The organism is Bacteroides acidifaciens (genome assembly GCF_903181435.1).
GTDB lineage: Bacteria > Bacteroidota > Bacteroidia > Bacteroidales > Bacteroidaceae > Bacteroides.
Map to the genome: position 1 here is coordinate 2,816,677 of NZ_CAEUHO010000001.1, position 17,252 is coordinate 2,833,928.

Genomic DNA, 17,252 nt, shown 5'->3' on the forward strand with positions numbered 1-17,252 from the left:
ATGAAACATATATACAATTATCTGACTTTCCTCTTATGTCTCTTTACCATGACCGTTTACACCGGCTGCAAAGACGACGAAGAAGAACTTGTAGCCAAGCAATTTGAAATTGACGGAAGCGAACTGAACAAAGAAATCGACTTCCGTAGCACAACAATCTCAATACCCGTAAAGACTAACATGCGTGTAAGTGAGTGGTCTGTAAATTCCAATCAGAAATGGGTAACTGCATTCCAGCAAAAGGATGAAATAATTTTATCTATTCTGGACAGCAAATTGACAAACGAACGTACCGCCAAAGTCACTGTCACATCAGAAGTTGTTGATGCCAACTATACTATTACCCTGACACAATATGGTATTAATGACGTTCAGTTCAAGAATGACACCAGAGTTCCTATCATCAGCGCTATCGCAGATGCAAGTCAGGGCGAAGGCTGGAGCATCGAAAAAACATTCGATGGTATAAAGGACCCTGCCCTGACACAATCTGATGGAAATCATTTCCACTCACCATGGGGGGCGGGGAACACCGTCTTTCCATTCCACATTACATACACCGTTGATCCCAACAAGCAGATTGACTACTTTATCTATTACCCGAGAAATGGAAACGGAAACTTCGGGGAATTCAGCGTCAGTGTACTACCTGCCGGCAAAGCGGACAACGAACAAAATTATGTGGATGTCGGAAGTTTTGACTTCAAGTTTGCTGAAAGTACAATCAATGGAATTAGCGGTATTCTAACTAAAGGTATTATAGCTGATAAGGTAAAATTCACGATTCAAAGTGGATTAGGAGGTTATGTAAGTTGCGGGGAAATGGAATTCTATGAAAAGACTAACTACCGCGACATGAACGCTCCCATATTGAATGTCTTTACAGACCTTACTTGTTCTGAGTTGAAACCTGACGTTACCAACGAAGCAATCGAAGCATTGCCCAGCAATACCCTGAAACGCGTAGCTAAAGCACTCCAAAACAATACATACGATGAATGGGAGAAAAATTTCCGTATCCGGGAGTATGAAGCATATAGCAACAATAATTATTGGGCCAACCGAATACAGACTAAGAAATATTCAGATTTGGACAACCCGACGGGTATTTATGTGAAGAAGGATGAGGAACTGATGGTTTTGGTCGGCGCGATACCTGAAGGACAACAAGTTTCACTGCAATGTATATGGGAAGAGGGTGGAGTCAAACAAGACTTCGACCACCAAGACCCGAATGCGCAGAACTACGTACAAACAGCAGTCAGCGGAGACAAATACCCACTGGTAGAAGGTGTGAATATGTTGAAGATGAATGGACAAGGACAGCTCTTTATAATGTACAATGTGCAAGGAGAAGGGTTGAAACAAAATCCGGCTCCGGTCAAGATCCATATTCCACTGGGACGTGGTATTGTCAATGGTTTCTTCGACTTGAAAGAGCATAAGACCGATGCCAAATATGCGGAATTGTTGAGCAAAGCAACCCACAAATATTTTTGTGTGCGCGGTGAACGGATGATGTTCTACTTCCACCGTCTCAAAATGCTGGACGCAGCTCCTACTGAAATCTTGTCCGCAATTCATCTTTGGGATGATATTCTGAGATGGGAACAGGAAATGAGTGGTATTGAGAAATACCGTCAGGACGGATATTACAATAACCATATGTTTTCCATATCTCCGGAAGGAAGCTACATGTGGGCGTCAGACTACCGCATAGCTTTCGTTTACACCTACCTGAAAAACATTCTGCTTTATGACAACGTAATGGCAGCAGAAGATAATGCGTGGGGACCGGCACACGAAATGGGACACGTTCATCAATATGCCATCAACTGGCCAGGCTCGACGGAATCAAGCAACAACTTGTTCTCCAACTACGTTATCTATCGTCTGGGCAAGTACAAATCACGTGGACGCGGTCTGGACTATATGGCAAAAACGGTTTATGGAGACGGACGCGCATGGTATAACATGGGCAGTTCTACACACCAAAACGAAGATACCGAGGTGCATATGCGTATGAACTGGCAACTTTGGATATATTACGAATTATGTAAGGGAACTGCAGAGAATCCGACTATTTGGCCGAGAATATTCGAAATCATGCGTACAACATACAAGGATATTCCGGAAAGCGACCCGGGCAGACGTCAAATGGCATTTGTAAAGGCGGTATGTGATGCTACACAGGAAGACTTGACGGAATTCTTCGAAACATGGGGATTCTTCAAACCTGTAAGTGAATCTATCAATCAGTATGGTACGTTCCAATATACGGTTAGCAAATCGATGATCACAGAAACCAAGCAGTATATCAAGAACAAGAATTATCCGAAAGCCGCTCCGATCCAATATATCGAAGACCGTAAGCAGGAATTCTTCTCTGAAGGTGATTACCGCTTCAAGGAGGTAGGTAATGTAGGTTACTATACTACATTCAAAGATAATGTACAGATAAGCAAGACCCCGACTTACACAGAAAAAGCTTCCACACAGGGAAAAGCAATCAGTGTCAGCAACGGTGAACAAGCTGTAGCTTTTGAAGTCAGAAAACAAGAAACCGGCAGCAACGGGGAAAAGATTATGGGTGATATCGTTTACTTCTCCAATTCTTTCGAATTCTTTGTTCCGCGCACCGTCTCTATAGCAGGTTGCGGCATTTACGCCGTACAAGCAGACGGAGCACGCATACTGATGGAAAAGAAGTAAGTTAATCACTAAATAAGAGAGGAAATACTACAAAAACTATTTATACGATATTGTTGTATCATAATAGATAGACTTTTGCTGTATTTCCTCTTCTTTTATCAACCGCTAACATATGAATGACATGAAAAACATAACTACGCACTTATTAATTCTTTTTCTCTGCGGAAGCATACTTCACGCCTGTTCTTCCAGCGATAAAACCCTGACTCCACCTTCTCCCAGCTTTGAAGAAGAGGAAGAAATAAAAGAGATAACACTTCCCGAGGACATCCAGATTATCCCGGTCGGTGGAAAAGCCAGTGAATGCCAACCCGGTTCTGACATAGACAAATCATATGACGGCAAATTTACAACAGGAGCCGCCGAATCCCATTACCATAGCTCATGGAGCAACACCTCTTTTCCGGTTACTTTGGAGTACTTCTTCAAAGGAGATACAGAAATCAATTACCTTATCTATTACACCCGTTCCGGTAACGGTAATTTTGGTGAACTAGAAGTGTACACCTCTACCGACTCAGCCAGAAAGAATTATACCCTACAAGGAACTTATGACTTCAAAATGAAAAATGACCCAAGCAGGATCGTTTTCAAGGAAGGTATAAAAGCCACAGGAGTAAAATTCGTTGTAAAAAGCGGACTTGGCAATTTTGTCAGTTGTGATGAAATGCATTTTTTCCAAAAGAATACAGACAAGACATTAGAAAGCAAATTGCTGACTGTATTTAAAGATATTACTTGCAGCGAATTGAAGCCTGACGTTACTGATAAAGAAATCAACAAGTTACCTAACAAATATTTCATCCATATAGCCGAAGCATTGAAAAATAATTCGTATGACGAATGGGAGAAAGAATTTCGTATCCGCAAATACAACGCTTATAGCAATGTCAACGAATGGGCCGAAAAGCTAATGACCAAACATTACAGCAGTCTGGACAACCTGACCGGAATCTCAGTGAAGAAAGACGATGAAATTATCGTTCTCGTTGGTGACACTTATGGACGGGAAATCTCACTACAATGTGTAGGAGAAGAAAAAACGAACTTTGGGGAAGCAAAGGAATATGTGCAGACTGCCGCCTCGGGAGATGTCTATTATCTTGAACACGGTATCAACAAAATCAAGATACGTAACAACGGGCAACTTTTTGTCATGTACAACTGTGACCTGACCAGTAATCCGAAACCTATAAAAATACATATTCCGTCAGGAAGCGGAACGGTCAGCGGATTCTTCGACTTGAAAGAACATAAAACAGACAGTAAATATGCAGAACTACTGTCTAAAGCCACAGATAAGTATTTCGGAGTACGTGGGGATAAGATTATCTTCTATTTCCACCGGGATAAACTCCGGGAGTTCGTAAAAGATGAAATATTATCCGCCATCAGCCTGTGGGACAACATCATCGGATGGGAACAGGAATTGATGGGTATTGAAGATGTACGGCCCGCACTGGTAAACAACCACTTATTTGCCATTTCGCCCGAAGGTGCTTATATGTGGGCGTCTGATTACCGCATCGCATTTGTATATACTTATCTCCAAAATATCTTGTTATACGATAATGTAATGAGCGCCAAAGACAATGCTTGGGGACCCGCACATGAAATCGGACATATCCATCAACAGGCAATCGACTGGCCAAGTTCCACCGAATCATCCAATAATCTATTTTCAAACTTCATTCTATATAAACTTGGTAAATATTGCTCTCGCGGCACAGAATTAAATCTCCCCAAAGCAGCGGACAACCGTACTACCGACTCTAACGGAAATATAACCAAAATGACCCTTTCGGAAGCCCACTGTGTACTCAACCGCCCATGGTGCAATTTCGGCAGCAATTATCAAGGAGAAAATACAGAGCTACATATGCGTATGAACTGGCAACTATGGAACTACTATCACCGCTGCGGACATAAACCTGATTTCTGGCAAAGGTTGTTCAAACTCATGCGCGAAAACCGTACTACTTCCAATAATCCGGGAGTCAAACAACTTCTGTTTGCCCGGATGGCAAGCGAAGCGGCACAGGAAGACCTGACCGAGTTTTTTGAAATGTGGGGATTCTTCGTACCGGTAGATACACAATTAGACCAATATGGCAGCTACCAATATACCGTGACGGAGAATATGATTAAGGAAACCAAACAAGCTATGGCCAAATATCCGAAGAAAGCCAAGCCGTTCTACTATCTGGAAGACCGGAAAGCAGGTGATGAAGGACTGGACACTACCCCACCGGATGTCGGTTATTACACCCAGTTCCAAACGATACGACCTATCACTAAAGATATAAAAGGACATATCAACGGACGGGAAGTGACAATCACCAATGGAGATGAAGCGGTAGCCTTCGAACTTAGAAATAATAATGCAGATGGAAAACTGCTTTATTTCTCCACTTTCACCAAGTTTGAGGTTCCCCTGACGGTATCATTGACGTATGCAAAGCTATATGCTGTACAAGCAGACGGAAAACGTATTCTTTTGGAAGAATGAGTTTTCCGGCCACAAATGATTGCCATATACTTCGTTCATGCGAAAAGTTAAGTAATACAAAAAGAAGATTGATATTTTAGGAAAATGCTCTTGTAACGTGTCTTATTTTTGAATACGCTCAAATAATAACTGTAAACTCTAATATTAAGAAATGCTAAATAAATCGTTATCTCATAGGGGAGTACCCTTTACGACGTGTATTTATCTCGTATGTAAGAAATATCACCGTCACAACTCAAACACATTAATACAAGATGAAACCAATGAGAAAAGTAGAACTCATTTTCTACCCGAAATATGAATTTATAGTAAAAATATCTGTGACAAATATACAGAATTGACTATTAATTACTACTTTTGACAAATAAATGAAAAACGACAAATAACCCCCTATTAAAAACATAAAATTATGATGAAAAAGCTATTTACAGTCGCAGCTATCGGCCTTACTTTGTTAACCTGCCATACAAGCTGCACATCTTCGCAAAAAGCTCAGGAAGCTTTTGCACCGATCAAAGTTGAAATCCCTACCCGTCCAGCCGGTCAAGAGGATGTAGTCCAACTTATTGCTCCCAAAATTGATACCGTACGTGTCGGTTTCATCGGACTGGGAATGCGTGGTCCCGGTGCCGTAGCACGCTGGACACATATTCCGGGAACTAAAATCGTAGCTTTATGCGATCTTGCTCCCGAACGTGTAGAGAAATCACAGGAAATCCTGAAAAATGCAGGATTGCCGGAAGCGGCATCTTACAGCGGTTCGGAAGATGCATGGAAAAAACTCTGTGAGCAGGATGACATTGACCTCGTATATATCGCAACTGACTGGAAACATCATGCGGAAATGGGCGTGTATGCTATGGAACACGGCAAGCACGTAGCTATCGAAGTGCCTGCAGCCATGACATTGGATGAAATCTGGCAATTAATCAATACATCTGAAAAGACTCGCAAGCATTGCATGCAGTTGGAAAACTGTGTATATGATTTCTTTGAACTGACTTCTTTGAATATGGCACAGCAAGGTGTTTTCGGTGAGGTACTTCATGTAGAAGGTTCATATATCCACAATTTGGAAGACTTCTGGGGTGCATACTGGAACAACTGGCGTATGGATTACAACCAAAAGCATCGTGGTGACGTATATGCCACTCACGGCATGGGCCCGGCTTGCCAATTACTTGACATCCACCGTGGCGACCGCATGAAAACTTTAGTGGCAATGGATACAAAAGCTGTCAACGGTCCGGCTTATATCAAGAAACAGACAGGAGAAGAAGTGAAAGACTTCCAGAACGGTGACCAGACTTCAACATTGATCCGTACGGAAAATGGCAAGACGATGTTGATTCAGCACAATGTAATGACTCCCCGCCCATACAGTCGTATGTATCAGATAGTAGGCGCTGACGGTTATGCAAGCAAATATCCGATTGAAGAATATTGTTTAAGACCTTCGCAAGTTGACTCTAACGATGTTCCTAATCACGAAAATCTGAACGCACACGGCTCCGTACCTGCCGATGTAAGAAAAGCCTTAATGGATAAATACAAACACCCGATTCACAAAGAACTGGAAGAGACTGCCAAGAAAGTAGGTGGTCACGGTGGTATGGACTTTATCATGGATTATCGCCTAGCATACTGCCTGCAGAATGGTCTGCCATTGGATATGGACGTTTATGACCTTGCAGAATGGTGCTGTATGGCTGAACTTACCCGCCTTTCTATCGAAAACAACTCAGCTCCGGTTGAAGTTCCCGATTTCACCCGCGGCGGATGGAACAAGGTAAAAGGCTACCGTCACGCTTTTGTAGAATAACAAAATAGAGTTTTCTTTTTTACACGAACACTACGAACCAATCCGGCTTTTCCCCCAAAGCCGGATTATTCTTAGGTTCGTGTTTGAACATTTTATAGAACATCATAATCACATTTATGAAAACAGCTATTCCAAGGCCTTCCAAGCAAAGCATTATCCGCGAAGCTAAAGATTATGTAATGATTGCCATCGGCATGATTTTATACGGTATCGGCTGGACAGTTTTCCTGCTTCCTAATGATATCACTACCGGGGGAGTACCGGGTATTGCTTCTATTGTATATTGGGCTACCGGCTTCCCTGTGCAATATACGTATTTTACTATCAATTTCTTCCTGCTGCTACTGGCTCTCAAACTCCTCGGTTTGAAATTCTGCATCAAAACTATTTTTGGAGTATTCACCCTGACCTTTTTCTTATCTGTCATACAGAAATTGGCAGCAGGTATCAGCCTTCTTCACGACCAGCCTTTTATGGCATGCGTTATCGGAGCATCCTTCTGTGGCGGTGGTATCGGGGTGGCCTTTTCGGCCAACGGAAGTACCGGCGGAACTGACATTATCGCGGCCATTATCAACAAATATCGGGATATCACACTAGGGAGAGTTGTATTAATTTGTGATATGATTATTATAGTATCCAGTTATTTTGTCTTAAAAGACTGGGAAAAAGTAGTGTATGGATTTGCAACTCTTTATATTTGTAGTTTCGTACTCGATCAGGTAGTGAATAGCGCCCGGCAGTCTGTACAGTTTTTCATTATATCCAATAAATATCAGGAAATAGGAAAACGAATCAATGAATATCCGCACCGGGGAGTTACAATTATCAATGCAACGGGATTCTACACCGGACGAGAACAGAAAATGATGTTTGTATTGGCCAAGAAGCGGGAATCTACCATTATCTTCCGGCTGATAAAAGACATCGACCCGAAAGCCTTTGTTTCACAAAGTGCTGTCATCGGAGTTTATGGAGAAGGATTTGACCATATTAAAGTGAAATAAAAAAGAATGAGAAACCAATATTGAAAAACATGAAAATTCGATCGTATCCCCTCTTATTAACCAACATTTTTATGGGAATATTTTCCCTAGTGACAACCAATACCATAGCTGATAATGCTAAAAAGCCATATTGGCAAGATGTACAGGTGGTAGCAGTCAACAAAGAGTATCCCCGTTCTTCGTTTATGACGTATGATAACCGGAACGATGCCATGAGCGGCAAATTTGAACGGAGCAAATACTACCGGTTACTAAACGGAACATGGAAGTTTTACTTTGTAGATTCTTACAAGGATCTTCCCAACAACATTACCGACCCGAATACCAGTACGGACTCATGGTATGACATTCAGGTACCCGGCAACTGGGAAGTACAGGGACATGGAGTAGCCATCTATACGAACCACGGCTACGAATTCAAGGCTCGTAACCCGCAGCCGCCCATCTTACCAGAAGCTAATCCCGTTGGTGTATATCGCCGCGACATCGACATTCCTGCCGATTGGGGCGGACGGGATATTTATCTGCATCTGGCAGGAGCCAAATCAGGCGTATATGTATATATCAACGGCAAGGAAGTAGGATATAACGAAGATTCAAAGAATCCTGCCGAGTTCTTAATCAATCCGTATGTAAAACCGGGCAAGAACGTGCTTACGTTGAAGATTTTCCGTTGGAGTACAGGTTCTTATCTTGAATGTCAGGACTTCTGGCGTATCAGCGGTATTGAACGTGATGTGTTTGTCTATTCACAACCCAAAGCCGCCCTTAAAGACTTCAGAGTAACATCAACTTTGGATGACAGTTACAAGAATGGTATTTTCGACTTGAACGTAGACTTGAGAAACCATAAAAAAGAAGCAGCCAATCTTACATTAGTTTATGAATTATTGGACGCTCAAGGAAAAGTTATCGCTACCGAAGAGAAAACAGTTTATATCCCTATTGATGAAGTACGTACACTCTCTTTCGATAAAAAACTGGCTGACGTAAATACATGGACATCCGAACATCCGAACCTGTATAAATTACTGCTGACAGTAAAAGAGAACGGAAAAGTAAATGAAATTATTCCTTTCAATGTCGGTTTCCGTCGTATCGAGATTAAACCGATCGAACAGAAAGCCGCCAACGGTAAACCATATGTCTGCTTGTTTATCAACGGACAACCATTAAAACTGAAAGGCGTAAATATCCATGAGCATAATCCTGCAACAGGACACTATGTAACAGAAGAACTGATGCGCCGTGACTTTGAGTTAATGAAACAGCACAACTTAAACAGTGTACGTCTTTGCCACTATCCGCAAGATCGCCGTTTCTACGAACTCTGTGATGAATATGGACTGTATGTATATGATGAAGCGAACATCGAAAGCCATGGTATGTATTACGATCTCCGTAAAGGTGGCTCGTTGGGCAACAACCCGGAATGGCTGAAACCTCACATGGATCGTACTATTAATATGTTCGAACGCAATAAGAATTATCCCAGTGTCACATTCTGGTCGCTAGGTAACGAAGCCGGAAACGGATATAACTTCTATCAAACATATCTGTGGCTGAAAGAAGCGGATAAGAATATCATGGCTCGTCCTGTAAACTATGAGCGTGCCCAATGGGAATGGAACACTGATATGTACGTTCCCCAATATCCGGGTGCTGACTGGTTAGAGAATATAGGCAAGAACGGCAGCGACCGTCCTATAGCTCCTTCCGAATATGCGCACGCTATGGGTAACTCCACCGGAAACCTGTGGGGACAATGGCAGGCAATCTATAAATATCCGAATCTTCAGGGCGGATATATCTGGGACTGGGTAGATCAAGGTATCCTTCAGAAAGATAAGAACGGAAGAGAGTATTGGGCTTATGGTGGCGACTTCGGTGTGAATATGCCCAGCGATGGTAACTTCCTTTGCAACGGTCTTGTAAACCCCGACCGCGGTCCGCATCCGGCAATGGCTGAGGTGAAGTATGTACATCAGAATGTAGGGTTTGAAGCGACAGACGCCGCATCCGGCAAATTTAAGATTACCAACCGCTTCTACTTTACAAACCTGAAAAAGTACCAGATTCATTATAATGTCGTTGCTAATGGCAAGAATATAAGAGGTGGAAAAGTATCTTTGGATATTGCTCCGCAAGCATCTAAAGAGTTCGCAGTACCGGTAAATGGATTGAAAGCCCAACCGGGAACTGAATATTTTGTCAACTTCAGTGTGACAACGACAGAACCGGAGCCTCTGATTCCTGTCGGATATGAAATTGCATACGACCAGTTCCAACTTCCTATCCATGCTGAGAAAGGAACGTATAAAGTGAGTGGTCCCGCATTGAATACATCCACACAAGGAGATGAATTAATAGCCTCATCCTCAAAAGTAAACTTTGTATTTAACAAGAAAAGCGGATTGGTTACTTCTTACAAAGTAGACGGAACAGAGTACTTCAAAGATGGATTTGGTATTCAACCTAACTTCTGGCGTGCTCCAAATGACAATGATTACGGAAACGGAGCTCCCAAACGTTTGCAAGTATGGAAACAATCGAGCAAGAATTTCCATGTGACAGATGCCAGCATGACTACGGAAAATAAAGTCGTTTCATTGAAAGTGACCTATTTATTGGCTGCCGGCAATCTATATGTCGTAACTTATAAGATTTATCCGAGTGGAGTGGTGAATGTAAACGCTAAGTTTACCTCTACGGATATGCAAGCTGCCGAAACAGAAGTTTCCGAAGCTACCCGCATGGCTACCTTCACTCCTGGAGGTGGTGCTGCCCGCAAAGCTGCTTCCAAACTGGAAGTTCCCCGTATCGGTGTGCGTTTCCGCTTGCCTGCCAAGATGAATAACGTACAGTACTTCGGTCGTGGCCCGGAAGAAAACTACATTGACCGCAATCATGGTACACTTGTCGGAGTCTACAAAACAACGGCTGACAAAATGTATTTCAACTACGTTCGCCCACAGGAAAACGGACATCGTACGGATACTCGCTGGATTGCCTTGTCACCCGACAAAGGCAGCGGACTGGCCATTGTAGCTGACAGCCTTGTCGGATTCAATGCTTTGCGCAACTCTATTGAGGATTTCGACTCGGAAGAAGCACTGCCCCATCCTTACCAATGGAATAACTTCACTCCGGAAGAGGTTGCCAACCATGATGAGAAAGCTGCCCGCAACGTATTGCGAAGAATGCATCACATCAATGACATCACTCCAAGAGATTTTGTGGAAGTTTGCGTGGATATGAAGCAACAAGGAGTGGGTGGTTATGACAGTTGGGGTTCACGCCCGGAACCTTTCTATCAGATTCCTGCCAACCGCGAATACAACTGGGGATTTACCCTGGTTCCTGTTCGTTCGGCCGGTCAAGCTAACGAAGCTGCCAAATATGATTATCAATAACCTTAGTATAAATTTTAAAGAAAAAACCCATGAAAGATTTATCTAGCATTGTAGCTAAATTCAAAGTCCAAGGCACGGTAGAGGAAATCAAACCATTAGGAGCAGGACTTATCAATGACACATACAAAGTAAACACAAAAGAATCAGATGCTCCCGACTACGTTTTGCAACGCATCAACCATGCTATCTTCCAGAATGTAGAAATGCTTCAATCCAATATTGCTGCTGTCACCGGACATATCCGTCAGAAATTGACAGAAGCGGGAGAGTCGGATATTGACCGTAAAGTCTTGTCTTTCGTTGAAACAGAAGAAGGTAAGACTTATTGGTTTGACGGTGAAAACTACTGGCGTGTTATGGTATTCATCCCACGTGCCAAGACTTATGAAACCGTAAATCCCGAATATTCAAACTATGCCGGAGAAGCTTTCGGTAACTTCCAGGCTATGCTGGCAGATATACCTGAGACTTTGGGTGAGACTATCCCCGACTTCCACAATATGGAATTCCGTTTGAAACAACTGCGTGATGCCGTTGCTGCCAATGCTGCCGGACGAGTGGCTGAAGTGCAATATTTCCTGGACGAAATAGAAAAACGTGCAGACGAAATGTGCAAAGCTGAACGCTTATACCGCGAAGGGAAACTGCCCAAACGAGTATGCCATTGTGATACAAAAGTGAATAATATGATGTTCGATGAAGATGGCAAGGTGCTGTGTGTCATCGACCTGGATACGGTTATGCCTAGCTTTATATTCTCAGATTACGGTGACTTCCTTCGTACGGGAGCCAACACCGGTGATGAAGATGATAAAGACCTTGACCGCGTAAACTTCAATATGGAAATATTCAAAGCATTTACCAAAGGCTATCTGAAAGGCGCCAAGTCATTCCTGACACCGCTCGAGATAGAAAATCTTCCTTATGCTGCGGCTTTATTCCCATATATGCAATGCGTACGCTTCCTTGCCGATTATATCAACGGAGATACTTACTACAAGATTAAATATCCGGAACATAATCTGGTTCGCACCAAGGCACAGTTCAAACTACTTCAAAGCGTAGAAGCACACACACCGGAGATGGTGGCATTTATCAATGAATGCTTAAAGAACTAAGAATAAAAAACAGAGAGAGTGGAGAGTTTATTTAGTAAAAGCTCCATTCTCCCAATGATACACAATAGGACGGTGGAGAAACGGTTTCAGTTTTTCCGCCGTTTCTTTTGACATATAGTCAGGAGTAGTAAGTGTTACGGTCAGCTCTGTATTCTCTTTGTTGAAATCAGCTTTCATTAAAAGTATATCAGCTGAACGGCTAGCTTCGTTAAAGTCATAGATAGCTGCCGAGTCCGGTGTGTTCAGAAAATCGCTCATTACAGGCAAACTAATGAACTGTGACTCGGTAAGAAGTTTCCAGTCAGTCGAATAAAAACGAATACTACTATCACAAGCCGGAGCGCAAGCGGTAGAAACCGTACAAATCACGTTCGTTGTATCATTCAATGCCAATACCTTCATCTGCCATGTAGTTTGCGGAGACATTTGCATACGGATATAGTCTTTGCCAAGCTCCGTCATTTCGGATTTCTTTCCAAAACGATTTTCCACTTGTGCTTTCATTTTGCTTTCCAGAAAATCGACACAATCGGCACGGTTCACTTTAGTCAGCAAGGGACTCAAAGAGTCAGGCATATTCACAAACAAAGTTTTGGCCTCTTGTGCCTGCAGGGGAGTCAGGGAAAATAACCCGACAACCGAAAAAAATATAGCAATAAAAAGTTTATTTATTTTCATATCAATCTTATTTAGTCCCCAAATATAAGAATATCATTCCGATTAACACCAGTATAAGGTCAATCGCCTTGCTTTTTAAATTCTTTTCACGGAAGAAAAGAGCCCCAAAAATGAAAGAAACGATGACACTTCCGCGGCGAACCATCGAAACGATAGAAATCATAGAATCATCATAACTTAGCGCATAAAAGTAGGCAAAGTCTGCTGCCGAAAGGAAAACAGAAATCAGAATAATCGTCCAGTCCCAACGAAACGAAGTGGTGGACTTTCTTTTCGGCCACCAAAGCAGCAACAAAATAGGACACATGATAAAAACCTGATAAACATTATACCAGGACTGCACCAGCATCGGATTCAACGACTTCATCAGATACTTATCGTACAATCCGCTGATAGCCCCTGTTATCGCAGCCAATACAATAAAAAATATCCATTTGTTATGTTTAAAATCAATCCCTTCTTTCTTTCCCGAACGACTCAGCATGAAAAAGGAAACAATAGCCAGCATCACACCAATCCATTGATAAAGATTCAACCGTTCGCCAAACACAAGCATAGCTCCGACAAGTACCATTACCGGGCGGGTGGCATTAATCGGACCTACGATGGTAATAGGCAAATGCTTCATCCCAAAATAACCGAATATCCATGAGGACAGCACGATGAACGACTTGATAATAATATATTTATGCTGTTCCCATCCCGCAACCGGAACATTGAATATCGTTCCATCCAATAAGGTAGGTTGATATACAGAAAACAGAATAAACGGCAGAAAGATAAGACTGGAAAAGAGAGTGTTCAAAAACAGAACGGGAAGTACCGCATTGTCTTTCAGCGATTTCTTTTTGAATACATCATAAAATCCCAGCAAAGTAGCCGAGAGAAATGCTAATAATAACCACATGAGGATATTTACTATTTTAGGATTTACTATTTATCACTTTCAAATATACTTTCGGGGTATTCCACATTTACCAGGAAAAGAGCATTTCCTGGTGCAGAAGTACCCGCTTTGCCACGGTCTTGCTGTTCAATGACCTTACGGAACCCTTCGATAGAAAGTTTACCACGCCCCACTTCAAGAAGAGTGCCCACTATAGCACGTACCATATTCCGTAAAAAACGGTCGGCACGGATAGTAAATACCCAGGTAACATCATCTTCCTGTGTCCATTCGGCATGAGTTATATGACAAATATTTGTTTTTACATCCGTATGCAATTTGCTGAAACTCGTAAAGTCGGTATATTCGAAAAGGGTACGTGCAGCCTCATTCATCCGCTCATAATCCAATTGATTGTAAACACGGCAACGGTATTGCCGGTTAAAAGGATATTTCGCCATTGTCACATAATACTTGTACGTTCTGGCAGTTGCGTCAAAACGCGCATGTGCATCCGGTCTGACCCGGCAAACCCGATAAACGGAAATATCCGGAGGAAGCAGACGATTCAACTTATCTGTGACAGAATCCGTATCCAGCAACTCTTCAAATTCAAAATGGGCGACCATCAAAGAAGCATGCACTCCCGCATCTGTCCGCCCAGCCCCTATCACCTCTATTTCATGACGCAGGAAAGTGGACAATGCTTTCATCAAACATTCCTGCACACTAATTCCGTTCGGTTGAATCTGCCAACCGTGATAGTTGGTTCCGTCATAAGCCAAATAAATAAAATACCTTTGCACGCTAATTCCTCTTTTTAGGGTTTTCGCGTGCAAAAGTAGTCATTTTATCCCATTTATCTTTGTATAATCCGCACAAACCTGTATATTTGGAGAACAATACATATAATTCACTAACAGTACAAAATTATGAGCAATACTATTTTTCTCATTATTGCCCTTGTCACAACAGGCATTTTTGTAATTCAATTTATTCTATCAATCTTTTTCGGAGACATGGATGCAGATATGGACGTAGATGCCGACATCAGTAGCGTAGTTTCTTTTAAAGGGCTCACCCATTTTGGTATTGGCTTCGGCTGGTACATGTACTTGGCAGGCAACACGGAAATTCAAAGCTATATCATCGCCATCCTAATAGGGCTCTTCTTTGTTTTCGCCGTATGGTTTCTGTACAAGAAAGCCTACCAACTGCAACAAGTGAACCGCCCCGAAACGACAAACGAACTTGTCGGACGTGAATGCACCATTTACTTCAAACAAAACGACAACAAATACACCGTACAGACCAATCGTGACGGGGCTATGCGTGAAATAGACGTAATCTCCGAATCGGGAAAGACGTATCAAACCGGAGATCGCACTGTTATCACCAGATATCAGGACGGAACATTATATATTCAATAACCATTCAAATTTACACAATCTTATGACACAAGAAATGCTAATCATGGCCGCAATATTAGTGGCGGTCATTCTGCTCACTTTTATCGGTATCCTTTCTCGTTACCGCAAATGTAAGAGTGATGAAGTCCTCGTTGTCTATGGTAAAACAGGAGGAGATAAAAAGTCGGCAAAGCTATATCATGGTGGCGCGGCTTTTGTATGGCCGATTCTTCAGGGATACGAATTCCTGTCCATGAAACCAATGCAGATCGAATGTAAACTGACCGGTGCACTATCCGCTCAAAACATTCGTGTAGATGTGCCGACTACAATCACTGTAGCTATCAGCACCGATCCTGAAGTGATGCAAAACGCTGCTGAACGTATGCTGGGATTAACGATGGATGACAAACAGAACTTAATTACTGATGTTGTATATGGTCAGATGCGTATGGTGATTGCCGATATGACTATTGAAGAATTAAATTCAGACCGAGATAAGTTCCTGGCTAAAGTGAAAGACAACATCGATACCGAACTTCGCAAATTCGGTTTGTATCTGATGAACATCAACATCAGTGATATTCGCGACGCTGCCAACTACATTGTCAACTTAGGTAAGGAAGCTGAAAGTAAAGCACTGAACGAAGCACAAGCCAACATCGAAGAACAGGAAAAGCTGGGTGCTATCAAAATTGCCAATCAGATAAAGGAGCGTGAAACGAAAGTAGCGGAAACCCGCAAAGACCAGGATATTGCTATTGCAGAAACAAAAAAACTACAGGAAATCTCCGTTGCAAATGCAGATAAGGACAGAATCTCACAAGTAGCCATTGCCAATGCAGAAAAAGAATCACAAGTAGCAAAGGCTGAAGCTGAAAAGAATATCCGTATCGAGCAGGCAAATACAGAAAAAGAAAGCCGCGTTGCCGAACTAAACTCGGATATGGAAATCAAACAGGCGGAAGCTGCCAAGAAAGCTGCCATCGGACGAAATGACGCACAGAAAGAGGTAGCACTTTCCAATGCAGAACTGGCGGTAACACAAGCCAATGCCGATAAGCAAGCAGGTGAAGCTGCCGCAAAATCGGAAGCTGCCGTACAAACTGCACGCGAAATTGCGCAAAAGGAAGTGGAAGAAGCTAAGGCACGGAAAGTGGAATCTTCATTGAAGGCTGAAAAGATTGTTCCTGCGGAAATTGCCAGACAGGAAGCTATCCTTCAGGCAAATGCCATCGCTGAAAAGATTACCCGCGAAGCGGAAGCACGCGCAAAGGCTACTTTAGCACAAGCCGAAGCGGAAGCAAAAGCTATCCAAATGAAACTGGAAGCAGAAGCGGAAGGTAAGAAACGGTCATTACTTGCTGAAGCGGAAGGTTTCGAAGCAATGGTAAGAGCAGCCGAATCGAATCCGGCCATCGCTATCCAATATAAGATGGTAGACCAATGGAAGGAAATCGCCGGCGAACAGGTAAAGGCGTTCGAACACATGAATTTAGGAAATATCACTGTATTCGATGGCGGAAACGGCGGTACAAGTAATTTCCTGAATACATTAGTAAAGACAGTAGCTCCGAGCCTTGGCGTATTGGACAAATTGCCTATCGGTGAAACTGTAAAAGGTATTATTAATCCGGAAAGCAAAACGGAGGAAAAGCCTACAACAAAAACGGAAGAGAAAAAGGATAAGAAATAATC

General features: G+C 42.6%; 11 protein-coding genes. 8 read left to right on the top strand and 3 right to left on the bottom strand.

All coding sequences use genetic code 11. The annotated features are described in order from the left end of the window. From CLIN57ABFB40_RS11865 to CLIN57ABFB40_RS11890, 6 genes are all read left to right on the top strand, one after another. Positions 1–2,712, top strand: a complete 2,712-nt coding sequence (locus CLIN57ABFB40_RS11865) for a M60 family metallopeptidase (RefSeq protein ID WP_175630237.1) — start codon at positions 1–3, stop codon at positions 2,710–2,712. A gap of 121 nt (positions 2,713–2,833) precedes the next feature. Beyond that, a complete protein-coding gene (locus CLIN57ABFB40_RS11870; RefSeq protein ID WP_175630238.1) occupies positions 2,834–5,221 on the top strand; it encodes a M60 family metallopeptidase in 2,388 nt (795 codons plus the stop codon). A gap of 409 nt (positions 5,222–5,630) precedes the next feature. Next, entirely contained in the window at positions 5,631–7,043 is a 1,413-nt protein-coding gene (locus tag CLIN57ABFB40_RS11875) for a Gfo/Idh/MocA family protein (RefSeq protein WP_410489596.1), read from the top strand. A gap of 116 nt (positions 7,044–7,159) precedes the next feature. Next, positions 7,160–8,050: a YitT family protein gene (locus tag CLIN57ABFB40_RS11880; protein WP_022140453.1), complete on the top strand. Its 891-nt coding sequence runs from the start codon at positions 7,160–7,162 to the stop codon at positions 8,048–8,050. Positions 8,051–8,121: 71 nt separating this feature from the next. After that, positions 8,122–11,463: a glycoside hydrolase family 2 TIM barrel-domain containing protein gene (locus tag CLIN57ABFB40_RS11885; protein WP_175630239.1), complete on the top strand. Its 3,342-nt coding sequence runs from the start codon at positions 8,122–8,124 to the stop codon at positions 11,461–11,463. Positions 11,464–11,492: 29 nt separating this feature from the next. Then, positions 11,493–12,581 carry a phosphotransferase enzyme family protein gene (locus tag CLIN57ABFB40_RS11890; protein ID WP_175630240.1) on the top strand — a complete coding sequence of 363 codons (1,089 nt, stop codon included), beginning with the start codon at positions 11,493–11,495 and terminating at the stop codon, positions 12,579–12,581. Between the two features lie 27 nt (positions 12,582–12,608). Here the strand turns inward: CLIN57ABFB40_RS11890 and CLIN57ABFB40_RS11895 are convergent, their stop codons facing one another. From CLIN57ABFB40_RS11895 to truA, 3 genes are read right to left on the bottom strand one after another with little or no spacing between them, the layout of a single operon-like run. Then, the gene (locus CLIN57ABFB40_RS11895; RefSeq protein WP_175630241.1) at positions 12,609–13,259 is read right to left on the bottom strand and encodes a DUF3256 family protein; all 651 of its coding nucleotides are present in this window, start codon (positions 13,257–13,259) and stop codon (positions 12,609–12,611) included. Positions 13,260–13,266: 7 nt separating this feature from the next. Continuing rightward, positions 13,267–14,166, bottom strand: coding sequence for a DMT family transporter (locus CLIN57ABFB40_RS11900; protein WP_175630242.1), 900 nt, complete (start codon positions 14,164–14,166; stop codon positions 13,267–13,269). A gap of 26 nt (positions 14,167–14,192) precedes the next feature. After that, positions 14,193–14,951, bottom strand: a complete 759-nt coding sequence (gene truA, locus CLIN57ABFB40_RS11905) for a tRNA pseudouridine(38-40) synthase TruA (protein ID WP_175630243.1) — start codon at positions 14,949–14,951, stop codon at positions 14,193–14,195. Between the two features lie 126 nt (positions 14,952–15,077). On the opposite strand from truA, the gene CLIN57ABFB40_RS11910 reads away from it, so the two are divergent. Further along, complete coding sequence (locus CLIN57ABFB40_RS11910; RefSeq protein ID WP_175630244.1) at positions 15,078–15,575, top strand: hypothetical protein; 498 nt, start codon at positions 15,078–15,080, stop codon at positions 15,573–15,575. A gap of 22 nt (positions 15,576–15,597) precedes the next feature. Next, positions 15,598–17,250 (top strand): flotillin family protein, encoded by a 1,653-nt coding sequence (locus CLIN57ABFB40_RS11915; protein WP_175630245.1) that lies wholly within the window; start codon positions 15,598–15,600, stop codon positions 17,248–17,250. The last annotated feature ends 2 nt before the right edge of the window (positions 17,251–17,252 follow it).